The 16,413-nt window shown below is 55.6% G+C and carries 17 protein-coding genes; 6 read left to right on the top strand and 11 right to left on the bottom strand.

Going from position 1 to position 16,413, the window contains the following annotated elements; genetic code table 11:
• Window positions 1–27 precede the first annotated feature (27 nt).
• From HFD87_RS09665 to HFD87_RS23065, 5 genes are all read right to left on the bottom strand, one after another.
• Window positions 28–345: a type II toxin-antitoxin system RelE/ParE family toxin gene (locus HFD87_RS09665; protein ID WP_167423303.1), complete on the bottom strand. Its 318-nt coding sequence runs from the start codon at window positions 343–345 to the stop codon at window positions 28–30.
• Between the two features lie 74 nt (window positions 346–419).
• Complete coding sequence (locus HFD87_RS09660) at window positions 420–1,418, bottom strand: aldo/keto reductase (RefSeq protein ID WP_167423302.1); 999 nt, start codon at window positions 1,416–1,418, stop codon at window positions 420–422.
• 211 nt (window positions 1,419–1,629) lie between these two features.
• A complete protein-coding gene (locus HFD87_RS09655) occupies window positions 1,630–2,565 on the bottom strand; it encodes a LysR family transcriptional regulator (RefSeq protein WP_167423301.1) in 936 nt (311 codons plus the stop codon).
• Window positions 2,566–2,652: 87 nt separating this feature from the next.
• Entirely contained in the window at window positions 2,653–4,383 is a 1,731-nt protein-coding gene (gene argS / locus HFD87_RS09650; protein WP_010258588.1) for an arginine--tRNA ligase, read from the bottom strand.
• Between the two features lie 209 nt (window positions 4,384–4,592).
• Window positions 4,593–4,715: a hypothetical protein gene (locus HFD87_RS23065; RefSeq protein ID WP_009089698.1), complete on the bottom strand. Its 123-nt coding sequence runs from the start codon at window positions 4,713–4,715 to the stop codon at window positions 4,593–4,595.
• A gap of 284 nt (window positions 4,716–4,999) precedes the next feature.
• On the opposite strand from HFD87_RS23065, the gene HFD87_RS09645 reads away from it, so the two are divergent.
• Window positions 5,000–5,590 carry a VOC family protein gene (locus HFD87_RS09645; RefSeq protein WP_371742430.1) on the top strand — a complete coding sequence of 197 codons (591 nt, stop codon included), beginning with the start codon at window positions 5,000–5,002 and terminating at the stop codon, window positions 5,588–5,590.
• On the opposite strand, the gene HFD87_RS09640 is transcribed toward HFD87_RS09645, so the two are convergent.
• Window positions 5,587–6,732 carry a MalY/PatB family protein gene (locus HFD87_RS09640; protein ID WP_167423299.1) on the bottom strand — a complete coding sequence of 382 codons (1,146 nt, stop codon included), beginning with the start codon at window positions 6,730–6,732 and terminating at the stop codon, window positions 5,587–5,589. The genes HFD87_RS09645 and HFD87_RS09640 overlap by 4 nt on opposite strands.
• An 85-nt stretch (window positions 6,733–6,817) precedes the next feature.
• Here HFD87_RS09640 and cutC point away from each other — a divergent pair, with 85 nt between their 5' ends.
• Entirely contained in the window at window positions 6,818–7,570 is a 753-nt protein-coding gene (gene cutC / locus HFD87_RS09635) for a copper homeostasis protein CutC (protein ID WP_010258601.1), read from the top strand.
• A 423-nt stretch (window positions 7,571–7,993) separates the two neighbouring features.
• Window positions 7,994–8,842: a hypothetical protein gene (locus tag HFD87_RS09630; protein ID WP_010258604.1), complete on the top strand. Its 849-nt coding sequence runs from the start codon at window positions 7,994–7,996 to the stop codon at window positions 8,840–8,842.
• Window positions 8,843–8,872: 30 nt separating this feature from the next.
• On the opposite strand, the gene HFD87_RS09625 is transcribed toward HFD87_RS09630, so the two are convergent.
• Entirely contained in the window at window positions 8,873–9,970 is a 1,098-nt protein-coding gene (locus tag HFD87_RS09625) for a glycerol dehydrogenase (protein ID WP_060680392.1), read from the bottom strand.
• A 154-nt stretch (window positions 9,971–10,124) separates the two neighbouring features.
• Between HFD87_RS09625 and HFD87_RS09620 the strand changes: the two genes are divergently transcribed.
• Entirely contained in the window at window positions 10,125–10,745 is a 621-nt protein-coding gene (locus HFD87_RS09620) for a LysE family translocator (RefSeq protein WP_010670807.1), read from the top strand.
• Window positions 10,746–10,749: 4 nt separating this feature from the next.
• Here the strand turns inward: HFD87_RS09620 and cmoB are convergent, their stop codons facing one another.
• The 4 genes from cmoB to HFD87_RS09600 form a co-directional block, all read right to left on the bottom strand.
• The gene (cmoB, locus tag HFD87_RS09615) at window positions 10,750–11,718 is read right to left on the bottom strand and encodes a tRNA 5-methoxyuridine(34)/uridine 5-oxyacetic acid(34) synthase CmoB (RefSeq protein ID WP_010258611.1); all 969 of its coding nucleotides are present in this window, start codon (window positions 11,716–11,718) and stop codon (window positions 10,750–10,752) included.
• On the bottom strand, window positions 11,715–12,443 hold the full coding sequence (gene cmoA, locus HFD87_RS09610; RefSeq protein ID WP_010670806.1) for a carboxy-S-adenosyl-L-methionine synthase CmoA: 729 nt from the start codon (window positions 12,441–12,443) through the stop codon (window positions 11,715–11,717). Before cmoA ends, cmoB begins: the two co-directional genes overlap by 4 nt.
• Window positions 12,444–12,524: 81 nt before the next feature.
• Window positions 12,525–12,920 (bottom strand): MAPEG family protein, encoded by a 396-nt coding sequence (locus tag HFD87_RS09605; protein ID WP_010258617.1) that lies wholly within the window; start codon window positions 12,918–12,920, stop codon window positions 12,525–12,527.
• Window positions 12,921–12,989: 69 nt separating this feature from the next.
• Window positions 12,990–13,811 (bottom strand): DUF72 domain-containing protein, encoded by an 822-nt coding sequence (locus tag HFD87_RS09600; RefSeq protein WP_033772006.1) that lies wholly within the window; start codon window positions 13,809–13,811, stop codon window positions 12,990–12,992.
• A gap of 211 nt (window positions 13,812–14,022) precedes the next feature.
• On the opposite strand from HFD87_RS09600, the gene aspS reads away from it, so the two are divergent.
• Together aspS and nudB are read left to right on the top strand one after the other, a co-directional pair.
• Window positions 14,023–15,810 (top strand): aspartate--tRNA ligase, encoded by a 1,788-nt coding sequence (gene aspS / locus HFD87_RS09595; RefSeq protein ID WP_167423298.1) that lies wholly within the window; start codon window positions 14,023–14,025, stop codon window positions 15,808–15,810.
• The gene (gene nudB / locus HFD87_RS09590) at window positions 15,810–16,241 is read left to right on the top strand and encodes a dihydroneopterin triphosphate diphosphatase (protein WP_033769243.1); all 432 of its coding nucleotides are present in this window, start codon (window positions 15,810–15,812) and stop codon (window positions 16,239–16,241) included. Before aspS ends, nudB begins: the two co-directional genes overlap by 1 nt.
• Window positions 16,242–16,413: the final 172 nt, after the last annotated feature.

Raw genomic sequence — 16,413 nt, 5'->3', positions numbered from 1 at the left:
AGCGCCTGATGCAGCCAGGCTCAGTTTTCATCGCTTGTGCGTTTTATAGCTATGAGCATCCAGATAAAGGTCAACGGCCTTACCTTCTATCCATTTAAAGATCAGCCGATATTGCTCATTGACCCTGATTGAAGCATATCCCTCGAGAGGCGGGTTTAGCTCCTCATAACGATTGCCAGGCGGCGACTTTAAATCCTTATAGCTAATCGCCGCATTGATGATGTCGAGCTTTCGCGCCAGCGCTGATGAGAGGCTTGACGGTATTCTTTTGGAAAATTTGCCATATAAAAAATAATCCTTAAGCCAGTCATCCCTGAAACTTTCAATATTCCTTAACGTTGCCACCTCATTACCTCCCTGTATCACACTGAAGACAATTTAACGCACCGATGCACAGTGCGCAAGTGCGTAGTTTGTATTCAGGCGTTCACCCCCTTCATTCCCTCCTCAGAGTAGCGACCGCCTTTAACTTCAATCTGCTGATGAACAGCGTTCAGCATCGCGATATCTTCCTCTTCCAGCTCGATATCTGCGGCCTGCGCGTTTTCAGTAAGGTAAGCGATCTGTTTGGTGCCCGGTATCGGCACAATTTTGTCATACTGTGCCAGTAGCCAGGCCAGCGCAATCTGCCCGGTGGTGGCGTGATATTTCTCAGCAAGTGGCGTCACCGCGTTAAGAAGCTGGAGATTGTGATCGATATTTTCCTGCCGGAAACGGTCATTATTTTTGCGGAAATCACCCTCGGCAAAATCGCTGTTTTTACGGTATTTACCCGTCAGGAATCCTCTGCCCAGCGGCGAATAGGGCACCAGTCCGATACCGAGCTTTTTCACCATAGGGAGAATCTCCTCTTCGATGTCACGCGTCCAGAGTGAATACTCCGTCTGCAGCGCGGCCACCGGATGGATCGCCTGCGCCCGATTCAACGTTGAAGCCGACGCTTCACACAGCCCAATCCGGGCAATCTTTCCCTCCTGCACCAGACGGCTGAGACACTGCATGCTCTCCTCAATCGGTGTCGCCGGACTGATCCGATGCAGATAAAAGAGATCGATGCGCTCAACGCCCAGCCGTTTCAGTGATGCATGGCAGCAGCGGGTAATGTAGTCCGGCTGATTGTTAATGGTGCGGGCATAGGCCTCGTCAGCAGGACGCTCAATCCCACATTTGGTGGCCACGGTGAACTTCAGCCGTTCGGCCTGATTGAGCCCGGCAAGAAACTGACCTATCAACTGCTCGTTGTGACCGCGCCCGTAAAGATCGGCGGTATCGATAAAGGTGATATCCAGATCGCGCAGCTTATTGAGCAGTTGCAGGGAATGACGGTCATCGGTCTGACCATAAAATTCGCTGAGCCCCATCGCGCCATAGCCGATTGCGCTGACGTCCAGACCCTGAGTTAACGTTCGCTTTTTCATTGTCGCTCCTCGTATGTGAGACGCGATTGTTTCACTCCGCGTGAAAGCAATGAATTGCTCTTTCCGTCATGCAAAAAAGGTATCAGGCGGATGAAAGGGCTTCAGACATCTATCCGGCGTGTCGACACACTAAGCCCTCAGCAACAGGCTGAGCGTGAATAAGAAGTAAGAAGAGTGTGGTGGTGCTTCGCTCTGTTTGAACGGCACGGCATCATGCGGACTTTATCGCATCCCCGGGATGAGAGAGTTCTCTCAGCGCATTAAGAACGGCCTCATTTTTTTCATCGGCGCGAATCGCCGCGTAAACATCAATCGCCAGCTGCTGTGCCGCATCTTCTGTCAGCGGGCGATAACAGAGACCTGCCTGATTAAAGGTGCATTTTGACTGCGGCATCAGGGCGAATCCTTTTCCTCTGGCGATGTGCGACAGCATCAGCAGGGAATCGTCCGGCTCTCTCACCCGTTTCAGCGTGACGCTGAGTGTGGCGAAGTAGCGCTCGCATTTATCGTAAAACAGCGGATTGGCGCTGCGGGCAAACCAGAACAGCGGCAGATCGGCCAGCGCTTCCAGCGAGACCCGTTCCGCCACACTGGCAGGATGCGCCGACGGTATGGCAATCAGCAGCGGCTCACGGTAAACCCAGGCGTACTGAATGGTGTCTTCCGTATCCGACCCCTTTTCTCCGGTGAGTATTAAATCCAGACTGTTTTTGGCCAGGCTTTGCAAAAGCTGAGGGGAGGTCAGGCGGGGCATCTCCATCTCTTCGCTGGCATGAAAAGCGGCGAGCTGCCGGTTAAGTGGCGCAATCAGTTCAAAGTTCAGCGTGCGGGTCAGCCCGATGCGTAGCCGTGCCGCGGCGGGCTGCGCATCCTGCTTCAGGGCATTCAGCGCAGTCAGGATCGCTTCCGCCTTCGCGACCAGCGCACGGCCAGAATCGGTGAGCGTTACCTCATGGGTCGTGCGGCTGAACAGCGAGTGGCCCAGCAGATCTTCCAGACTCTGAATCTGACGGGTCAGCGGCGGTTGCGTCATGCTGAGACGTTCTGCGGCCCGGCGAAAATTCAGCTCGTGCGCAACAGCCAGAAAGCACTGCAACTGTTTTATGGAGGGAAGGTGGCTGCTGATGAGGTGCGCGGCTACAGACATAACACCATCCTGCTGCGAAGATTTGGGGGATCAGAGCGGATATACGAATTCAGCAACGGAGAGGGAAACCCCTCTCCGTTTCAGAGATTACATGCGCTCGACGGTGTCGATGCCCAGCGTATCCAGACCCTGCTTCAGCGTCTTCGCGGTCAGCGCGGCCAGCTGCAGTCGGCTCAGACGTGTTGTGTCTGATTCTGCGGTGAGAATCGGGCAGTGCTCGTAGAATCCGGAGAACAGACCGGCCAGATCGTAGAGATAGGCACACATCACGTGTGGCGTGCCGTCACGAGCGACCTGCGTAATGACCTCTTCGAACTGCAGCAGACGGGTGGCCAGCTGCGCTTCACGCTCTTCGCTGATCACAATCTCCGCATCCAGCGAATCGGCATCAATGCCCGCCTTGCGGAACACGGAGAGTACGCGGGTATAGGCATACTGCATGTAAGGCGCGGTGTTGCCTTCGAACGCCAGCATGTTGTCCCAGTCGAAAATGTAATCGGTGGTACGGCTTTTTGACAGGTCGGCGTATTTCACCGCGCTGATGCCAACCACTTCCGCCAGCGTTTTCACTTCTGCTTCGCTCATCTCCGGGTTCTTCTCACGCACCAGCGTGTAGGCACGCTGATAGGCTTCATCCAGCAGATCGGAGAGCTTGATGGTGCCGCCGCTGCGGGTTTTGAACGGACGGCCATCTTTGCCCAGCATCATGCCGAACGCATGGTGCTCCAGCGGCACTGATTCCGGCACATAACCCGCTTTACGGACGATAGTCCAGGCCTGAACCAGATGCTGATGCTGACGTGAGTCGATGTAATAGAGTACACGATCGGCTTTCAGCGTTTCGTAACGATATTTCGCACAGGCGATATCGGTGGTGGTGTAGAGGTAGCCGCCATCCTTTTTCTGGATGATGACGCCCATCGGTTCACCCTCTTTGTTCTGGAATTCATCCAGGAACACCACGGTCGCACCTTCACTCTCTACCGCTAAGCCTTTCTGTTTCAGATCGGAGACGATGCCAGGCAGCATATCGTTATAGAGACTTTCACCCATAACATCGTTGCGCGTCAGCGTGACGTTCATGCGGTCATAGATTTTCTGGTTCTGACTCATGGTGATGTCGACCAGCTTCTTCCACATCTGGCGGCAATAATCATCGCCGCCCTGTAATTTCACCACATAACTGCGCGCGCGCTCGGCAAACTCAGGATCTTCATCATAAGTGCGCTTGGCTTCACGGTAGAAGCCTTCGAGATCGGCCAGCGCCATCTCTGCATGATCTTCATTCTGCTGCTTTTCCAGGAACGCGATCAGCATACCGAACTGCGTTCCCCAGTCGCCAACGTGGTTCGCTCGGATCACTTTATGGCCGAGAAACTCCAGCGTGCGCACCGCCGCATCACCAATGATGGTGGAGCGGACGTGGCCCACATGCATCTCTTTCGCAACGTTAGGCGCGGAGTAGTCGACGACGATAGTCTGGGGTTCGGCCAGCTGCACGCCAAGGCGCGGCAGACGCAGCGCTTCCCGGGCATGGCTGGCCAGCCAGTTGTGGTCAAGGAAGATATTGATGAAGCCCGGCCCGGCAATTTCGACTTTGCTGGCGATGCCGGTCAGGTCGAGGTGCTGAATCACCGTTTCCGCTAATTGTCGCGGTGCCTGTCCCAGCTTTTTCGCCACGGCCATAATGCCGTTGGCCTGATAGTCTCCAAACTGAACCCGGGCGGATTGGCGAACCTGGGGTTCGCAATCGGCGGGTGCGCCGGCTAAAACCATTGCCTGACTGACTTTTGCGGAAAGAAGTGCCTGAATATTCACCGAGTTACCTTCATGTGCTGAGCAACGCCCGGACCAGAAAGCCGGGCTGTCATCATCTTGCCTGAGCGCATCGCGTCACGAAGAGGCAGAAACGGATGGGGCAGACAAAACGGAAAAAAATGAGGGGAAAAGTATACGTGAAATGTCAGTGGGCGTCAGCAGTTGGATGAAGCGGGGAAACAGAGCTTAATAGATGTTTCCCTGAAGCATTAACGACGTCGCAGATGACGGCGTGGGTTCTTTACGCTTTTATCTTCACGCACCTTCCAATGGCGGGAGATTGCAAATCCCATCAGTGCGATCAGGACAGCGACAACGATGAGCATAGACATAGAGCCATTCCTTTTGGTTGTGTTAGGTCAAATTTATAGGAAGGCGGGGTGGGCTGCAATTGTTTGCCAGGTAAATGAGAGTTATCTTATTGTATTAAAGAAGTTGATATAAATCATATATTTAACATGCTTTCATCAAGGAACTCATGGTCCTAAACAGGAGATAAATCCGAAATGAAAGATGTTATTATGAGGATTAGCGTTAAATTTCGGGCCAAATAAGATGAATCTTATCATTATGTGATGCTCAGCACGCGGCGCGCCAAAAGGCAGGCGGGTTATAAATGCTAAACAAATTGAGAGGAAGTGGGGTAGTGAAGAGATCTTTTCCGGCAGAATTGGATGATTTAAAGACAGATTTAGGACGTTTTGAAGAATCGTTGCAAAGTTTTGCGCAGCGGCTCGGTTTGCGCCTTACCGATCTGGAGGTGGACCATATCGCCGTGCGTTGCCATCAGGACACAACGGCGATGCGCTGGCAGCAAGGTTTGCAGCAGATTGGCACGCAGTTTTCGGCGGCGATGATCAACGGCAGGAAGATTTGCCTGTTTAAACTCCATGACCCGCTGATTGTCGCAGGCAGGCAGATTGATGTGGTTGAACTGCCATGGCCGGGTGAAAAGCGTTATCGCCATGAAGGCTGGGAGCATATTGAGGTGGTGTTACGGGGCGATCATCAGACGCTGGGCGTGCGTGCGATGGCCTTGCTCTCAGATGAGGCACTGACGCAGCCGGGTATCTCATTTAAAACCAGTTCACCACAGGGCGAGAATGAGCGCCTGCCCAATCCGACCCTGGCGATTACGGATGGGCAGACGACAATCAAGTTCCATCCGTGGCGACTGGAGGAGATTGTCGCCAGCGAACAGAACTAAAGGCGGGCGGCTAACGCACGCTTCAGGCGCGCAACGGCTTCGTCGAGCAGCGCGCGGGTACAGCCGAAATTGAGCCGGACAAACTGGTCATTGCCAAACTCACGTCCGGCGGTTAAGCCCAGCCCGTGCTTTTCAAAATAGAGCGCCGGACTGGCCACACCCAGCGCGCTGGCGTCGATCCAGGCCAGGTAGGTCGCTTCCGGCGAGGCGAGTGACAGGCCGGTCATCTTATTGACCTGCGACACCAGCCAGTCACGGTTACTGCGCAGATAGGCATTCTGCGCATTCAGCCAGGGCTCACCCTCGCGCCATGCCGCTGCTGCTGCCGTGAGTGCCAGAATATCAACATCCGGGACAATGCCGCGTCGTACCCGGTTGAATTGCGCGCGCAGCCCGGCGTTAGGGATGATGGCGATGGAAGCCCCCAGACCGGCAATGTTAAAGGACTTTGAGGGCGACATCAGCGTCACGCTACGCTGGGCTGCATCTTCGCTCAGTGAAGCAAAGGGTATGTGCTTAACGCCGGGTTCCAGCAGCAGATCGCTGTGGATCTCGTCGGAACAGACAATCAAATCGTGCTTCTGCGCAAATTCCAGCTGCGCCTGAAGTTCCTCGCGGCGATAGACGGTACCGCCCGGATTCTGCGGGTTGCACAGCATTAACAGCCGCGCTTTATCGTCCAGCTGACCTTCCGGCGCAGCCAGATCCAGCAGCCAGCGTCCCTCTTGCAGCGTCAGTGGCAGCGTGATCTGACCGCGCTCTGCCAGTTTTGCTGCACCGCGAAACGGCGGATAGATGGGTGTTGGCGCAATCGTCAGCTCATCAGGCGCGGTGAAAGCGCGCACTGCCAGATTGAGCCCGCTTACGACACCCGGCAAAACCACAATCCATTCCGGATTAACGTGCCACTGATAGCGCGAGGCGAGCCAGGCTATCGCACTATCGATAAATTCAACTGGCGTGTCGCCATAGCCAAAAATCCCATGTTCGGCACGGGTTTTAATCGCATCGATGACGCAGTCAGGCGATCGGAAATCGGTGTCTGCCACCCACAACGGCAGAATGTCCTGGTCCGCATATTTGTTCCATTTAAGGCTATCGCTGTGACGACGGTCTATCCGTTGGTCGAAATTGAATGCCATAGTTAACTTTCCCGGTAAACTCATTCCAGCAGCCAGACTAACTGATGAATCTGCCTTGAACCAGAGTCATGTAAAGGAGAAGAGAATGACCACACTGGAAATTTGCTGCTATGGCGTGGATTGCGCTGTGACCGCACAACAGGCGGGCGCCGATCGGGTTGAACTCTGTGCCGCACCGCGTGAAGGCGGCCTGACCCCATCAGCGGGGATGCTGAATGCCGCCAGGCAAGAAGTTTCGATTCCGGTTCATCCTATTGTCCGGCCACGTGGTGGCGATTTTTGTTACACCGCACGCGAATTTGAAGCAATGAAATCGGATGTGGCGTTAATCCGTGAACTCGGTTTTCCTGGTCTGGTGATTGGGATGCTGGATGAAGATGCTCACATTCATCATGGTCAGATGCGGCAGATTATGGCGCTGTGTGACGGCCTGGCCGTGACCTTTCATCGCGCCTTCGATCTCTGTCACAGCCCTAAGCGTGCGCTGGAAGAACTAACCGATTTGGGTGTGGCGCGTATTCTGACATCCGGTCAGCAGCAGAGCGCTGAAAACGGAATTGCATTACTCAGGGAACTAAATGAGGCCAGCACCGGTCCTATTATTATGGCGGGTGCCGGGGTACGTCTCAGCAACCTGCAAAAGTTTCTCGACATGGGGATTGATGAAGTTCACAGCTCGGCCAGCCGCCTTGTCGCGTCGCCGATGCGCTACCGTAAAGCGGGGGTCTCCATGTGTTCAGAAGCCGAGACTGACGAGTTCAGCCGCTACTGTGTAGACGGCGATGTGGTTGAGGCGATGAAAAGCGTGATGCAGATGAGCACCGTTCGGGTCGCCTGAACCACAACAGATTTTGCCGCGCAGCACGCCGATCATTGACGTGGTGTTTGCAAGTACCAAACCCCAGTATCCTTGCTGGGGTTCTTTTTGTGTAAAGCACACGCCGTCCCGGCTAAATCTTTTTGCGCTTTCTCTGGCATGTTATTGATGTCAGAGGGATCTGAAATCTGGCTGCAGCGAAGTTATCACTCTTTCGCCTGGCTCGATAAAAATCACCTGCCCCTTATTAATCATTACATGTCATCCAGGACTTCCCGTCCCGGCAGCAACGTAATCATTCGTTTTCTTCGTTATGCTGATGCCGCGTCGCCTCTCCGGTCCTTAAAACCTTAAAAGGCGATGCAGGCTGAAATCTTCACAGATTGCCGCTGTTCATCACCGCAGCGTTTACACTGAAAGCAACGTCGCCTGGAAAAGTATCCTATGAAACCCAATCCGATTGCTGTCCTGACTCTGATTCTGACTGCTCTCTGCAGTGGCAGCGCTGCGGCCAGCGCATGCAGCCCGAACAACGCTGCTGTGGCTAACAGCAATAACCTGATTTTGCTGGGCGGGAATGCGAAAGGCGCGGTAAAGCAGGTGGTTGCGGGTGAGTTTGGTAAAGATGTGAATTCGCAAAAGCGCGTACTGGGGCAGTTTGACGCCTGTGGCGATCTGACGGTTGCCGACGTCAGCTATGACAAAAGTGAGCGCAACGTTATTCTCAGTATGGAGCAACACATTGCCCGGGTGCAGGGCGGCTGGGTGGCGGAATATGCGTATCTGGTAAAAGTGCTGAAAGAGGGCAAAGAGGTGGTGGTCGATAACCGACAGGGGACGATTAACTGGCAGAAAGGTCAGCATGGCAACATTACCAGCGCCTCCGACAGGTTTACCAGCATGGGTAAAAGCGGCTTTACCGACACGACTTACCGTTATGATCGGCAGTTCAGGCTGGAGAAGAGCGTGGCGCGCGGCAGCGATCCCCTGACTAACGGTGAAAATCATTACCACTGGAATCCGCAAGGTCTGGTGACCCGCACCACATCGGCCCGCAGCACCGACAGTTATACCTACGATCCCCAATGGCGTGAAGTGCGGCTCAACGGCACGGCGACCACACCGCTGAGCACCATCCGGTCAGTAGATGAGTGTCAGTCCTGGGATCAGGTGGGTAACTGTACCCTGAGCTATCTGCACGAGACCGAAATCTTCACACGCGGCACTATTGAGCGCCATCTCAGTTCCGCCTACAAATATGAGTACTGGGACCAGCCAGCGGCGGCGGAGTAAAAGGCGATCGGATGATCGCCTGTCGGGTGGTTATTTAACCGTCTGACTAAAGGCATCCAGCGCCAGCAGCGCGTTTGCAATATCTTCCGGTGAAAGGTTTGGATTAAGGTTTTTCAGCGTGTCGCCCTCACTGTTCGCCAGTGCACCCACTTTAACCAGATTCTCCCAGCTCTCATTTTCCAGATGCAGTTCCCGGAGCGTGGTCGGCATGTTGATCGCGCGATAGAAGCGGATATAGCGCGCAATGTCCTCATCCGGACGCTTCTCAAGCACCATCTGCGTCAGTGTGCCGTAGGCGACTTTCTCGCCATGGGTCAGATGGTGGATATCACCATCAATCGCGGTGAACCCATTATGAATAGCGTGCGCAGCTGCCAGCCCTCCGTTTTCAAAACCCAGCCCTGATAGCAGCGTATTCGCCTCAACCACCGCTTCCACGGCGGGCGTCACTCGTTTTTGGGTGACGGCAACATAGGCGCTGTAACCCCATGTAAGCAGCGTTTCTTCACAGGCACGGGCAATCGCCAGTCCGGCAATTGTCGGATCACCATTGACCATCGATTTTGAATGCGAACGCGCCACCGCCTGCGCTTCAACCCAGGTCGCCAGTCCATCGGCAATGCCGGAGGCAAAGAGTCGTGCTGGTGCACTGGCGCAGACTGCGGTGTCCACCAGCACCAAATCAGGATTTTTGCTGTAGAAGCGATAGCTCTCAAATACGCCGCTGTCAGAATAGATGACCGACAGCGCGCTACAGGGGGCATCAGTGGAGGCGATAGTAGGCACGATGGCTACCGGCTGCTTCAGCTCATCCGCCACCGCTTTAACCGTATCCAGCGTTTTGCCGCCGCCCAGCCCGACAACCACGTTACAGCCCTGGTTTTTCGCCAGCTGGCTCAGACGGGTGATCTCATTGCTCGACGCCTCGCCGTTGAACGGGTGCCAGTTGAAGGTAACGCCCGCCTTTTGCAGCGCCTGTTGGGCGCGTTCGCCGATCAATTTCCAGACGACATCATCCGCAACCAGGAAAGCGTTATCACCCAGTTCGGCCACGTAGGGGCCCAGCTCGTCCAGCACGCCCGCGCCCTGCACATATTTACGGGGTGAAGAGAAGATAAATTTACTCATAATCACAGCTCCTTAATATGAAGTTAAACCGCCCTTAGCCTGGCACACGCTGACGAACAGGGAGAGTGTCCAGGGTGAGATAATTCTATGGGCCTGTTACGCTGGCAGGACACCCATACGCTGCTGACCGGCTGTTACCTCCAGGGAGAACGCCATGACCACCACGCTGTTTTCATTTCTGTTTGCCATCACCATACTGACGCTGACGCCAGGCTTTGATACCGCGCTGGTGCTGCGCTCAGCAGTCGCTCAGGGCGCAAAGCGCGCCAGCGTGACGGCACTGGGTATCACGCTCGGCTGTCTGGTCTGGGGTGTCGCGGTGGGATTCGGATTAGGCGCGCTGCTGCTGGCCTCCGAAATGGCCTATAACCTGCTTAAGTGGCTGGGTGCCGCCTGGTTACTTTATCTGGGGCTGAAATTGTTGCTGAAACCCCGCCAGACAGCAATCGACACGCAACAACCGTCGCTGCAGCAGGGCTATCTTGCCTGCTTCAGCCGCGGGCTGCTGGGCAATCTGCTAAACCCCAAAGTGGGGATCTTCTATGTGAGTTTTTTGCCACAGTTTATCCCGGCGGGGGCGTCGGTGGCGCTCTGGTGTAGTCTGATGGCGCTGGCACACATGCTGCTGGGGCTGATCTGGAATGCGGTACTGATTGGCGGCAGCCACTATTTCGCCGGTCATTTGCGCAAACCGCGGGTGCTGAAGGTGATGGATCGCCTGACCGGCTGTGTGTTTATAGGATTTGCGGCGAAACTGGCGTTGTCTCGCCGCTAGGGCATTACGGTTTGGTGGCGACCAGCACGGCGCGCAGAGGCGCCGGATAGCCCTCGACCGTTTTGCTGGGGTCATCGGGATCGAGGAATTCAGCCAGAGACTCGCTGGTCATCCAGTCAGTACGGCGTTGCTCTTCAGTGGTAGTGAGGGCGAAATCGACAATCCGGACATCGACAAAGCCGCTTTTTTCCAGCCAGCTTTTCAGCGCTTCAGCTGACGGAATAAAGAAGACATTGCGCATCTGCGCATATCGCTCACCGGGCACCAGCACCTGATTTACATCGCCCTCAATCACCAGCGTCTCCAGCACCAGTTCGCCACCGCTGACCAGCTGATTCTTAAGCTGTAACAGGTGATCCAGCGGCGAACGGCGATGATAGAGCACGCCCATCGAGAACACGGTATCGAACGCCTGCAATACCGGTAACTGCTCAATGCCCAGCGGCAGCATATGCGCCCGGCGATCGTCGTTCAGCAGCTTACGCACCGCTTCGAACTGCACCAGGAACAGCTGCATTGGATCGATGCCAACCACCAGATGGGCACCCGCGCCAATCATCCGCCACATGTGATAGCCACTGCCGCAGCCCACATCGAGCACTGTGCGGCCGGCCAGCGGAGAGATGTGCGGTAGCACGCGCTCCCACTTCCAGTCAGATCGCCATTCGGTGTTGATGTGGGTGCCATAAAGGAAATAGGGCCCCTTACGCCACGGCATCAGGTTGCGCAGTAATTTCTCAATACCCTGACGATGGCGATCGCTGATGTCATCGCGGTCGGCAGTAACGCTGTGCAGCAGGTCAAGCTTTTGAGGCTCCAGCAGCGGCAGATACTCCAGCGACTTGTACCAGTCGCGGAAGTGCCCATGCAGGTTTTCACGCTGCCACTCGCTGATTTGCGCCGGTAAGACTTCCAGCCACTTCGCCAGCGGTCCCACCGCAATTTGCTGATAAAAACGGCCAAAGTCGATCATTTCAACGCCACCAGAGATCCAAAATTAAAGCACTGGAACCAGAGTTCGGCGTGCGAGAAACCGGCCTGTTTCAGACGGGATTTATGAGCTTCAACGCTGTCAGTCAGCATCACATTTTCCAGCATGCTGCGTTTCTGGCTGATTTCCAGTTCGCTGTAGCCGTTGGCGCGCTTGAAGTCGTGATGCATGTTAAACAGCAGCTCACCGACTTCGGCATCTTCAAAACTGAATTTTTCTGACAGCACCAGTGCGCCGCCCGGTTTCAGTCCGTGCCAGATCTTTTCCAGCAGCGCCAGACGCGCAGGCGGTTCCAGAAACTGCAGCGTAAAGTTGAGTACCACCAGAGAGGCGTTCTCAATCTCAATGTCGCGGATATCCGCTTCCAGCACCGTTACCGGTGTGTCCGCGCGAAACGCATCAAGATGGCGACGACAGCGCTCCACCATCGCCGGGGAGTTATCCACTGCGATGATCTGGCAACCCGGCACCTGAATATTGCGGCGCACCGACAGGGTGGCCGCGCCCAGCGAGCAGCCCAGGTCATAAACCTTGCTGTCCGGGGTAACAAAACGTTCTGCCAGCATGCCAATCATCGAAATGATGTTGGAGTAGCCCGGCACCGAGCGCTGAATCATGTCAGGAAAGACTTCAGCTACACGCTCGTCAAAAGTCCAGTCGCCCAGTTTTGCAATGGGCGCTGAGAAGAGTTGATCGCGGTCAGACATATCGAAAATCCGAAGAGACGACGGAAAGGGCGCTATTCTCGCAGAAAGTGGGGCGGGCTGCACCCCTTAACCCAGGCCAGCTTAATGCAGCGTCAGCACCAGTTCCCACGGCATATAGATCAGGTTAAAAATCACCATGCCGCAGAGGGAAAACAGCGTCAGCAGCATGCCATATTTGCGGCCTGCCATTGCGCTGCTGCGCAAACCCCAGGCGTGCAGCAGGCGACTGATAAAGAACAGCAGACCCGTGAGATGCACCATCCAGATATCGGCGCCGTTCATCTCCATCATCACCAGCAGAAACAGCGCCAGCGGAATGGTTTCGATGGCGTTGCCGTGAATGCGAATCGCCATTTTCAGGTCGTGGTAGCCGCCATCGCCATACGCCACACGGTAGAATCGGCGATAGCGGACCACGTCCAGCGTGAATTTCATCACCAGTAATGCACCCATCACCACATATAACGCGCTAACCATAGCCACCCCTGCGACTGTCCATAATGCTTCTATTCTAACGGGCGCATAGCCCGCTGTCCTGGGCAGGAATCAAAACAGTGACGTCTGCTGCGGCCAGTCCGGTCCGCTACCTATGCCGGGATCGATCTGCTGCAGCTGCGGCCAGAGCGCCTGCACCAGCGGAAAGACCTGGCCCATATCGGGCGTGTGCAGAAACAGCATGGCGTCGCCCTGTTGCTGCCATTCTGTCAGCTTGTCACGCCAGATCTGAAACAGCGGCACGCTCTCTTCCACGCTGTCACTGCCGATAAACCGCACCATCGGCTGTGAGCCGGTTCGCAGCGCATGAGGCGGCACCCGGGGTTTTTGCGCGCGGGCCACCAGCGCGGCCGGACTTTGCGAGGTAGAGGCGTGAACCGGACGGCTGTCGAGCATCACGCGATTGATGCCGCGCGCCAGCAGGCCGCGATTCAGCGCCCGTTCGGCATCCCCTTTAGCGAAGAAAGCGGGATGGCGGACTTCGACGCCGTAGTGAAAACGGCGCGGCAGACTGTCGAGAAAGCGCCACAGGTCGTCGAGCTGCGTCGGAGAGAAGCTGGCAGGCAGTTGCAGCCAGTATTGACCGATGCGATCGGCCAGCGGCTCCATCAGGCGCAGGAAATCGGTCAGCAGGTCGTCGCTGTGCTGCAGCGCCGCCTGATGGCTGATGGTATTGGGAAATTTAAAGCAGAAGCGAAACGCATCGTGCGTCATATCGCGCCAGCGCATCACCGTTTCCGGATTCGGCAGCGCATAGAGCGTGGTATTTCCCTCTACACAATGGAAATAGCGGGCATAGTCCGCCAGGCTTTCGATGCCCCAGCGTTTCCAGTGTGAATGCTGCCACTGGGGCAGGCCAATACGAAGTGTCACGCGCGCTCCTGGCTGCAGATTAAGATACCCCATTATCCGCTATGGTCAGGCTGGGGGGCAAATGCACAGAGGAAATCGGCGCTTTGGCGCGGATCTGCTTATCCTGTCTGGCTTTTTCCATTATAATGACCGCCATTTTTGCGACAGCATCGCAACAGGTAACGCGGCCGGATGCTGTCAGATGCAGCGGCGAAGTTAAAAGGATAGTGTTATGCGTACAGAATATTGCGGACAGCTCAATCTGTCTCATGTGGGTCAGCAAGTCACGCTTTGCGGCTGGGTAAACCGCCGTCGCGATCTGGGCAGTTTGATTTTTATCGATATGCGCGACCGTGAAGGCATCGTGCAGGTGTTTTTTGATCCCGATCGCCAGGACGCATTTAAGCTGGCTTCTGAACTGCGTAACGAATTCTGTATCCAGATCACCGGTACCGTGCGTGCGCGTGATGAGAAGAACAAAAACAGCGACATGGCGACCGGTGAAGTGGAAGTGTTTGCCCAGGCACTGACTATTATTAACCGCTCTGAGCCACTGCCGCTGGACTCGAATCAGACCAACAGCGAAGAAGCGCGCCTGAAGTACCGCTATCTGGATCTGCGCCGCCCTGAGATGGTGACGCGTCTGAAAACCCGCGCAAAAATCACCAGCTTCGTTCGTCGCTTTATGGATGACGAAGGTTTCCTGGATATCGAAACCCCGATGCTGACCAAAGCGACGCCGGAAGGCGCGCGTGACTATCTGGTGCCAAGCCGGGTACATAAAGGCAAATTCTATGCGCTGCCGCAGTCACCTCAGCTGTTCAAACAGCTACTGATGATGTCCGGTTTTGACCGCTACTATCAGATCGTTAAATGCTTCCGCGACGAAGATTTACGCGCCGATCGTCAGCCAGAATTTACCCAGATCGACGTGGAAACCTCCTTTATGACCGCGCCACAGGTGCGTGAAATCATGGAGCGTTTAATCCGCAATCTATGGCAGGACGTGCAGGGCGTTGATCTCGGTGAGTTCCCGCAGATGACCTTTGCGGAAGCGATGCATCGCTACGGTTCTGATAAACCGGATCTGCGTAACCCGATGGAGCTGGTGGACGTCGGCGACCTGCTGAAAAACGTGGAGTTCCAGGTCTTCTCTGGCCCGGCTAACGATGAAAAGGGCCGTGTTGCCGCGCTGCGCGTACCGACCGGCGCACAGCTGAGCCGTAAGCAGATTGATGAATATGGCAAGTTCGTGGAGATTTACGGCGCCAAAGGTTTGGCGTGGATGAAGGTTAACGTCCGTGCTGACGGCCTGGAAGGCGTGCAGAGCCCGGTTGCCAAATTCCTGAATGCGGAGATTGTAGAAGGCATTCTGAGCCGCACCGGTGCTCAGGATGGCGACATTATCTTCTTTGGTGCCGATCGCGCCAAAGTGGTCGCGGATGCACTGGGTGCGCTGCGTCTTAAAGTGGGCCGCGAGCTGAACATCACTGATGAGAAAGCCTGGGCACCGCTGTGGGTGATCGACTTCCCGATGTTCGAAGAGGACGAAGAGGACGAAGAGGGCGGTCTGGCTGCGATGCACCATCCGTTCACGGCGCCAAAAGAGATGAGCGCAGAAGAGCTGGCCGCCGATCCAACCCGTGCCGTGGCGAACGCCTACGACATGGTGATCAACGGTTATGAAGTGGGCGGCGGTTCAGTGCGTATCCACAACGGCAAAATGCAGCAGACGGTGTTCAGCATTCTGGGTATCGAAGAGCATGAGCAGCGTGAGAAGTTTGGCTTCCTGCTGGATGCGCTGAAGTTCGGTACGCCACCGCATGCGGGCCTGGCCTTTGGTCTGGATCGTCTGACCATGCTGCTGACCGGCACCGATAATATTCGTGACGTCATTGCGTTCCCGAAAACCACGGCGGCCGCCTGCATGATGACCGAAGCGCCAAGCGAAGCTAATCCGGCTTCCCTGCTGGAGCTCGGCATTCAGGTCGTTAAAAAAGAAAAGCCTGAGCATAAATAATGGGCTATAAACACCCGGTTTCAGTGCTGGTCGTCATTTCGGCGCGCGATACTGGCCGGGTGTTGATGCTGCAGCGGCGTGACGATCCCACGTTCTGGCAGTCGGTCACCGGCAGCCTGGAGGCGGGAGAGTCACCGCTGGCGACCGCGTGTCGTGAAGTGAATGAGGAAATCGGCATCGACGTGCTGGCCGAGCGGCTGGAGGTGGAGGATTGTCAGCGTCAGATCGACTTTGAAATCTTTCCCCATTTCCGCCATCGCTATGCCCCTGATGTCACCCATAATCACGAGCACTGGTTTCGCCTGCAACTGCCGACGGAGCGCGATGTGATGCTCACCGAGCATCTGGCGTTTCGCTGGATGGCACCCGCTGACGCTGCAGCATTAACCCGATCATGGAGTAACCGCCAGGCAATTGAAGAATTTATCTGAATGCTCGCCATCGCCCGGTATTCCGGCGGCGGATAGATTAAATTTTATGAATCTGGTGAGTTTTAACAGGACTTCACCAACATATTGAACAGTCAGGCGTAATCGGCACCGTGAGGTTGTTCACCGTCCGCGCGACGTCGTCAGCGTACGCTTGTACGTGAGGATGCTTCGC

The sequence above is a fragment of the Pantoea sp. EKM21T genome (assembly GCF_011800405.1).
In the GTDB taxonomy this organism is placed as follows: Bacteria; Pseudomonadota; Gammaproteobacteria; order Enterobacterales; family Enterobacteriaceae; genus Pantoea; species Pantoea agglomerans.
This window is presented reverse-complemented; position numbering and strand designations above follow the sequence as displayed.

Coding starts and splice junctions, on each gene's coding strand:
- HFD87_RS09660 (WP_167423302.1), bottom strand. CDS start 1,418: ATGAAAAAGCGAACGTTAACTCAGGGTCTGGACGTCAGCGCAATCGGC.
- HFD87_RS09655 (WP_167423301.1), bottom strand. CDS start 2,565: ATGTCTGTAGCCGCGCACCTCATCAGCAGCCACCTTCCCTCCATAAAA.
- HFD87_RS23065 (WP_009089698.1), bottom strand. CDS start 4,715: ATGTCTATGCTCATCGTTGTCGCTGTCCTGATCGCACTGATGGGATTT.
- HFD87_RS09645 (WP_371742430.1), top strand. CDS start 5,000: ATGCTAAACAAATTGAGAGGAAGTGGGGTAGTGAAGAGATCTTTTCCG.
- HFD87_RS09640 (WP_167423299.1), bottom strand. CDS start 6,732: ATGGCATTCAATTTCGACCAACGGATAGACCGTCGTCACAGCGATAGC.
- cutC (WP_010258601.1), top strand. CDS start 6,818: ATGACCACACTGGAAATTTGCTGCTATGGCGTGGATTGCGCTGTGACC.
- HFD87_RS09630 (WP_010258604.1), top strand. CDS start 7,994: ATGAAACCCAATCCGATTGCTGTCCTGACTCTGATTCTGACTGCTCTC.
- HFD87_RS09625 (WP_060680392.1), bottom strand. CDS start 9,970: ATGAGTAAATTTATCTTCTCTTCACCCCGTAAATATGTGCAGGGCGCG.
- HFD87_RS09620 (WP_010670807.1), top strand. CDS start 10,125: ATGACCACCACGCTGTTTTCATTTCTGTTTGCCATCACCATACTGACG.
- cmoB (WP_010258611.1), bottom strand. CDS start 11,718: ATGATCGACTTTGGCCGTTTTTATCAGCAAATTGCGGTGGGACCGCTG.
- cmoA (WP_010670806.1), bottom strand. CDS start 12,443: ATGTCTGACCGCGATCAACTCTTCTCAGCGCCCATTGCAAAACTGGGC.
- HFD87_RS09605 (WP_010258617.1), bottom strand. CDS start 12,920: ATGGTTAGCGCGTTATATGTGGTGATGGGTGCATTACTGGTGATGAAA.
- aspS (WP_167423298.1), top strand. CDS start 14,023: ATGCGTACAGAATATTGCGGACAGCTCAATCTGTCTCATGTGGGTCAG.
- nudB (WP_033769243.1), top strand. CDS start 15,810: ATGGGCTATAAACACCCGGTTTCAGTGCTGGTCGTCATTTCGGCGCGC.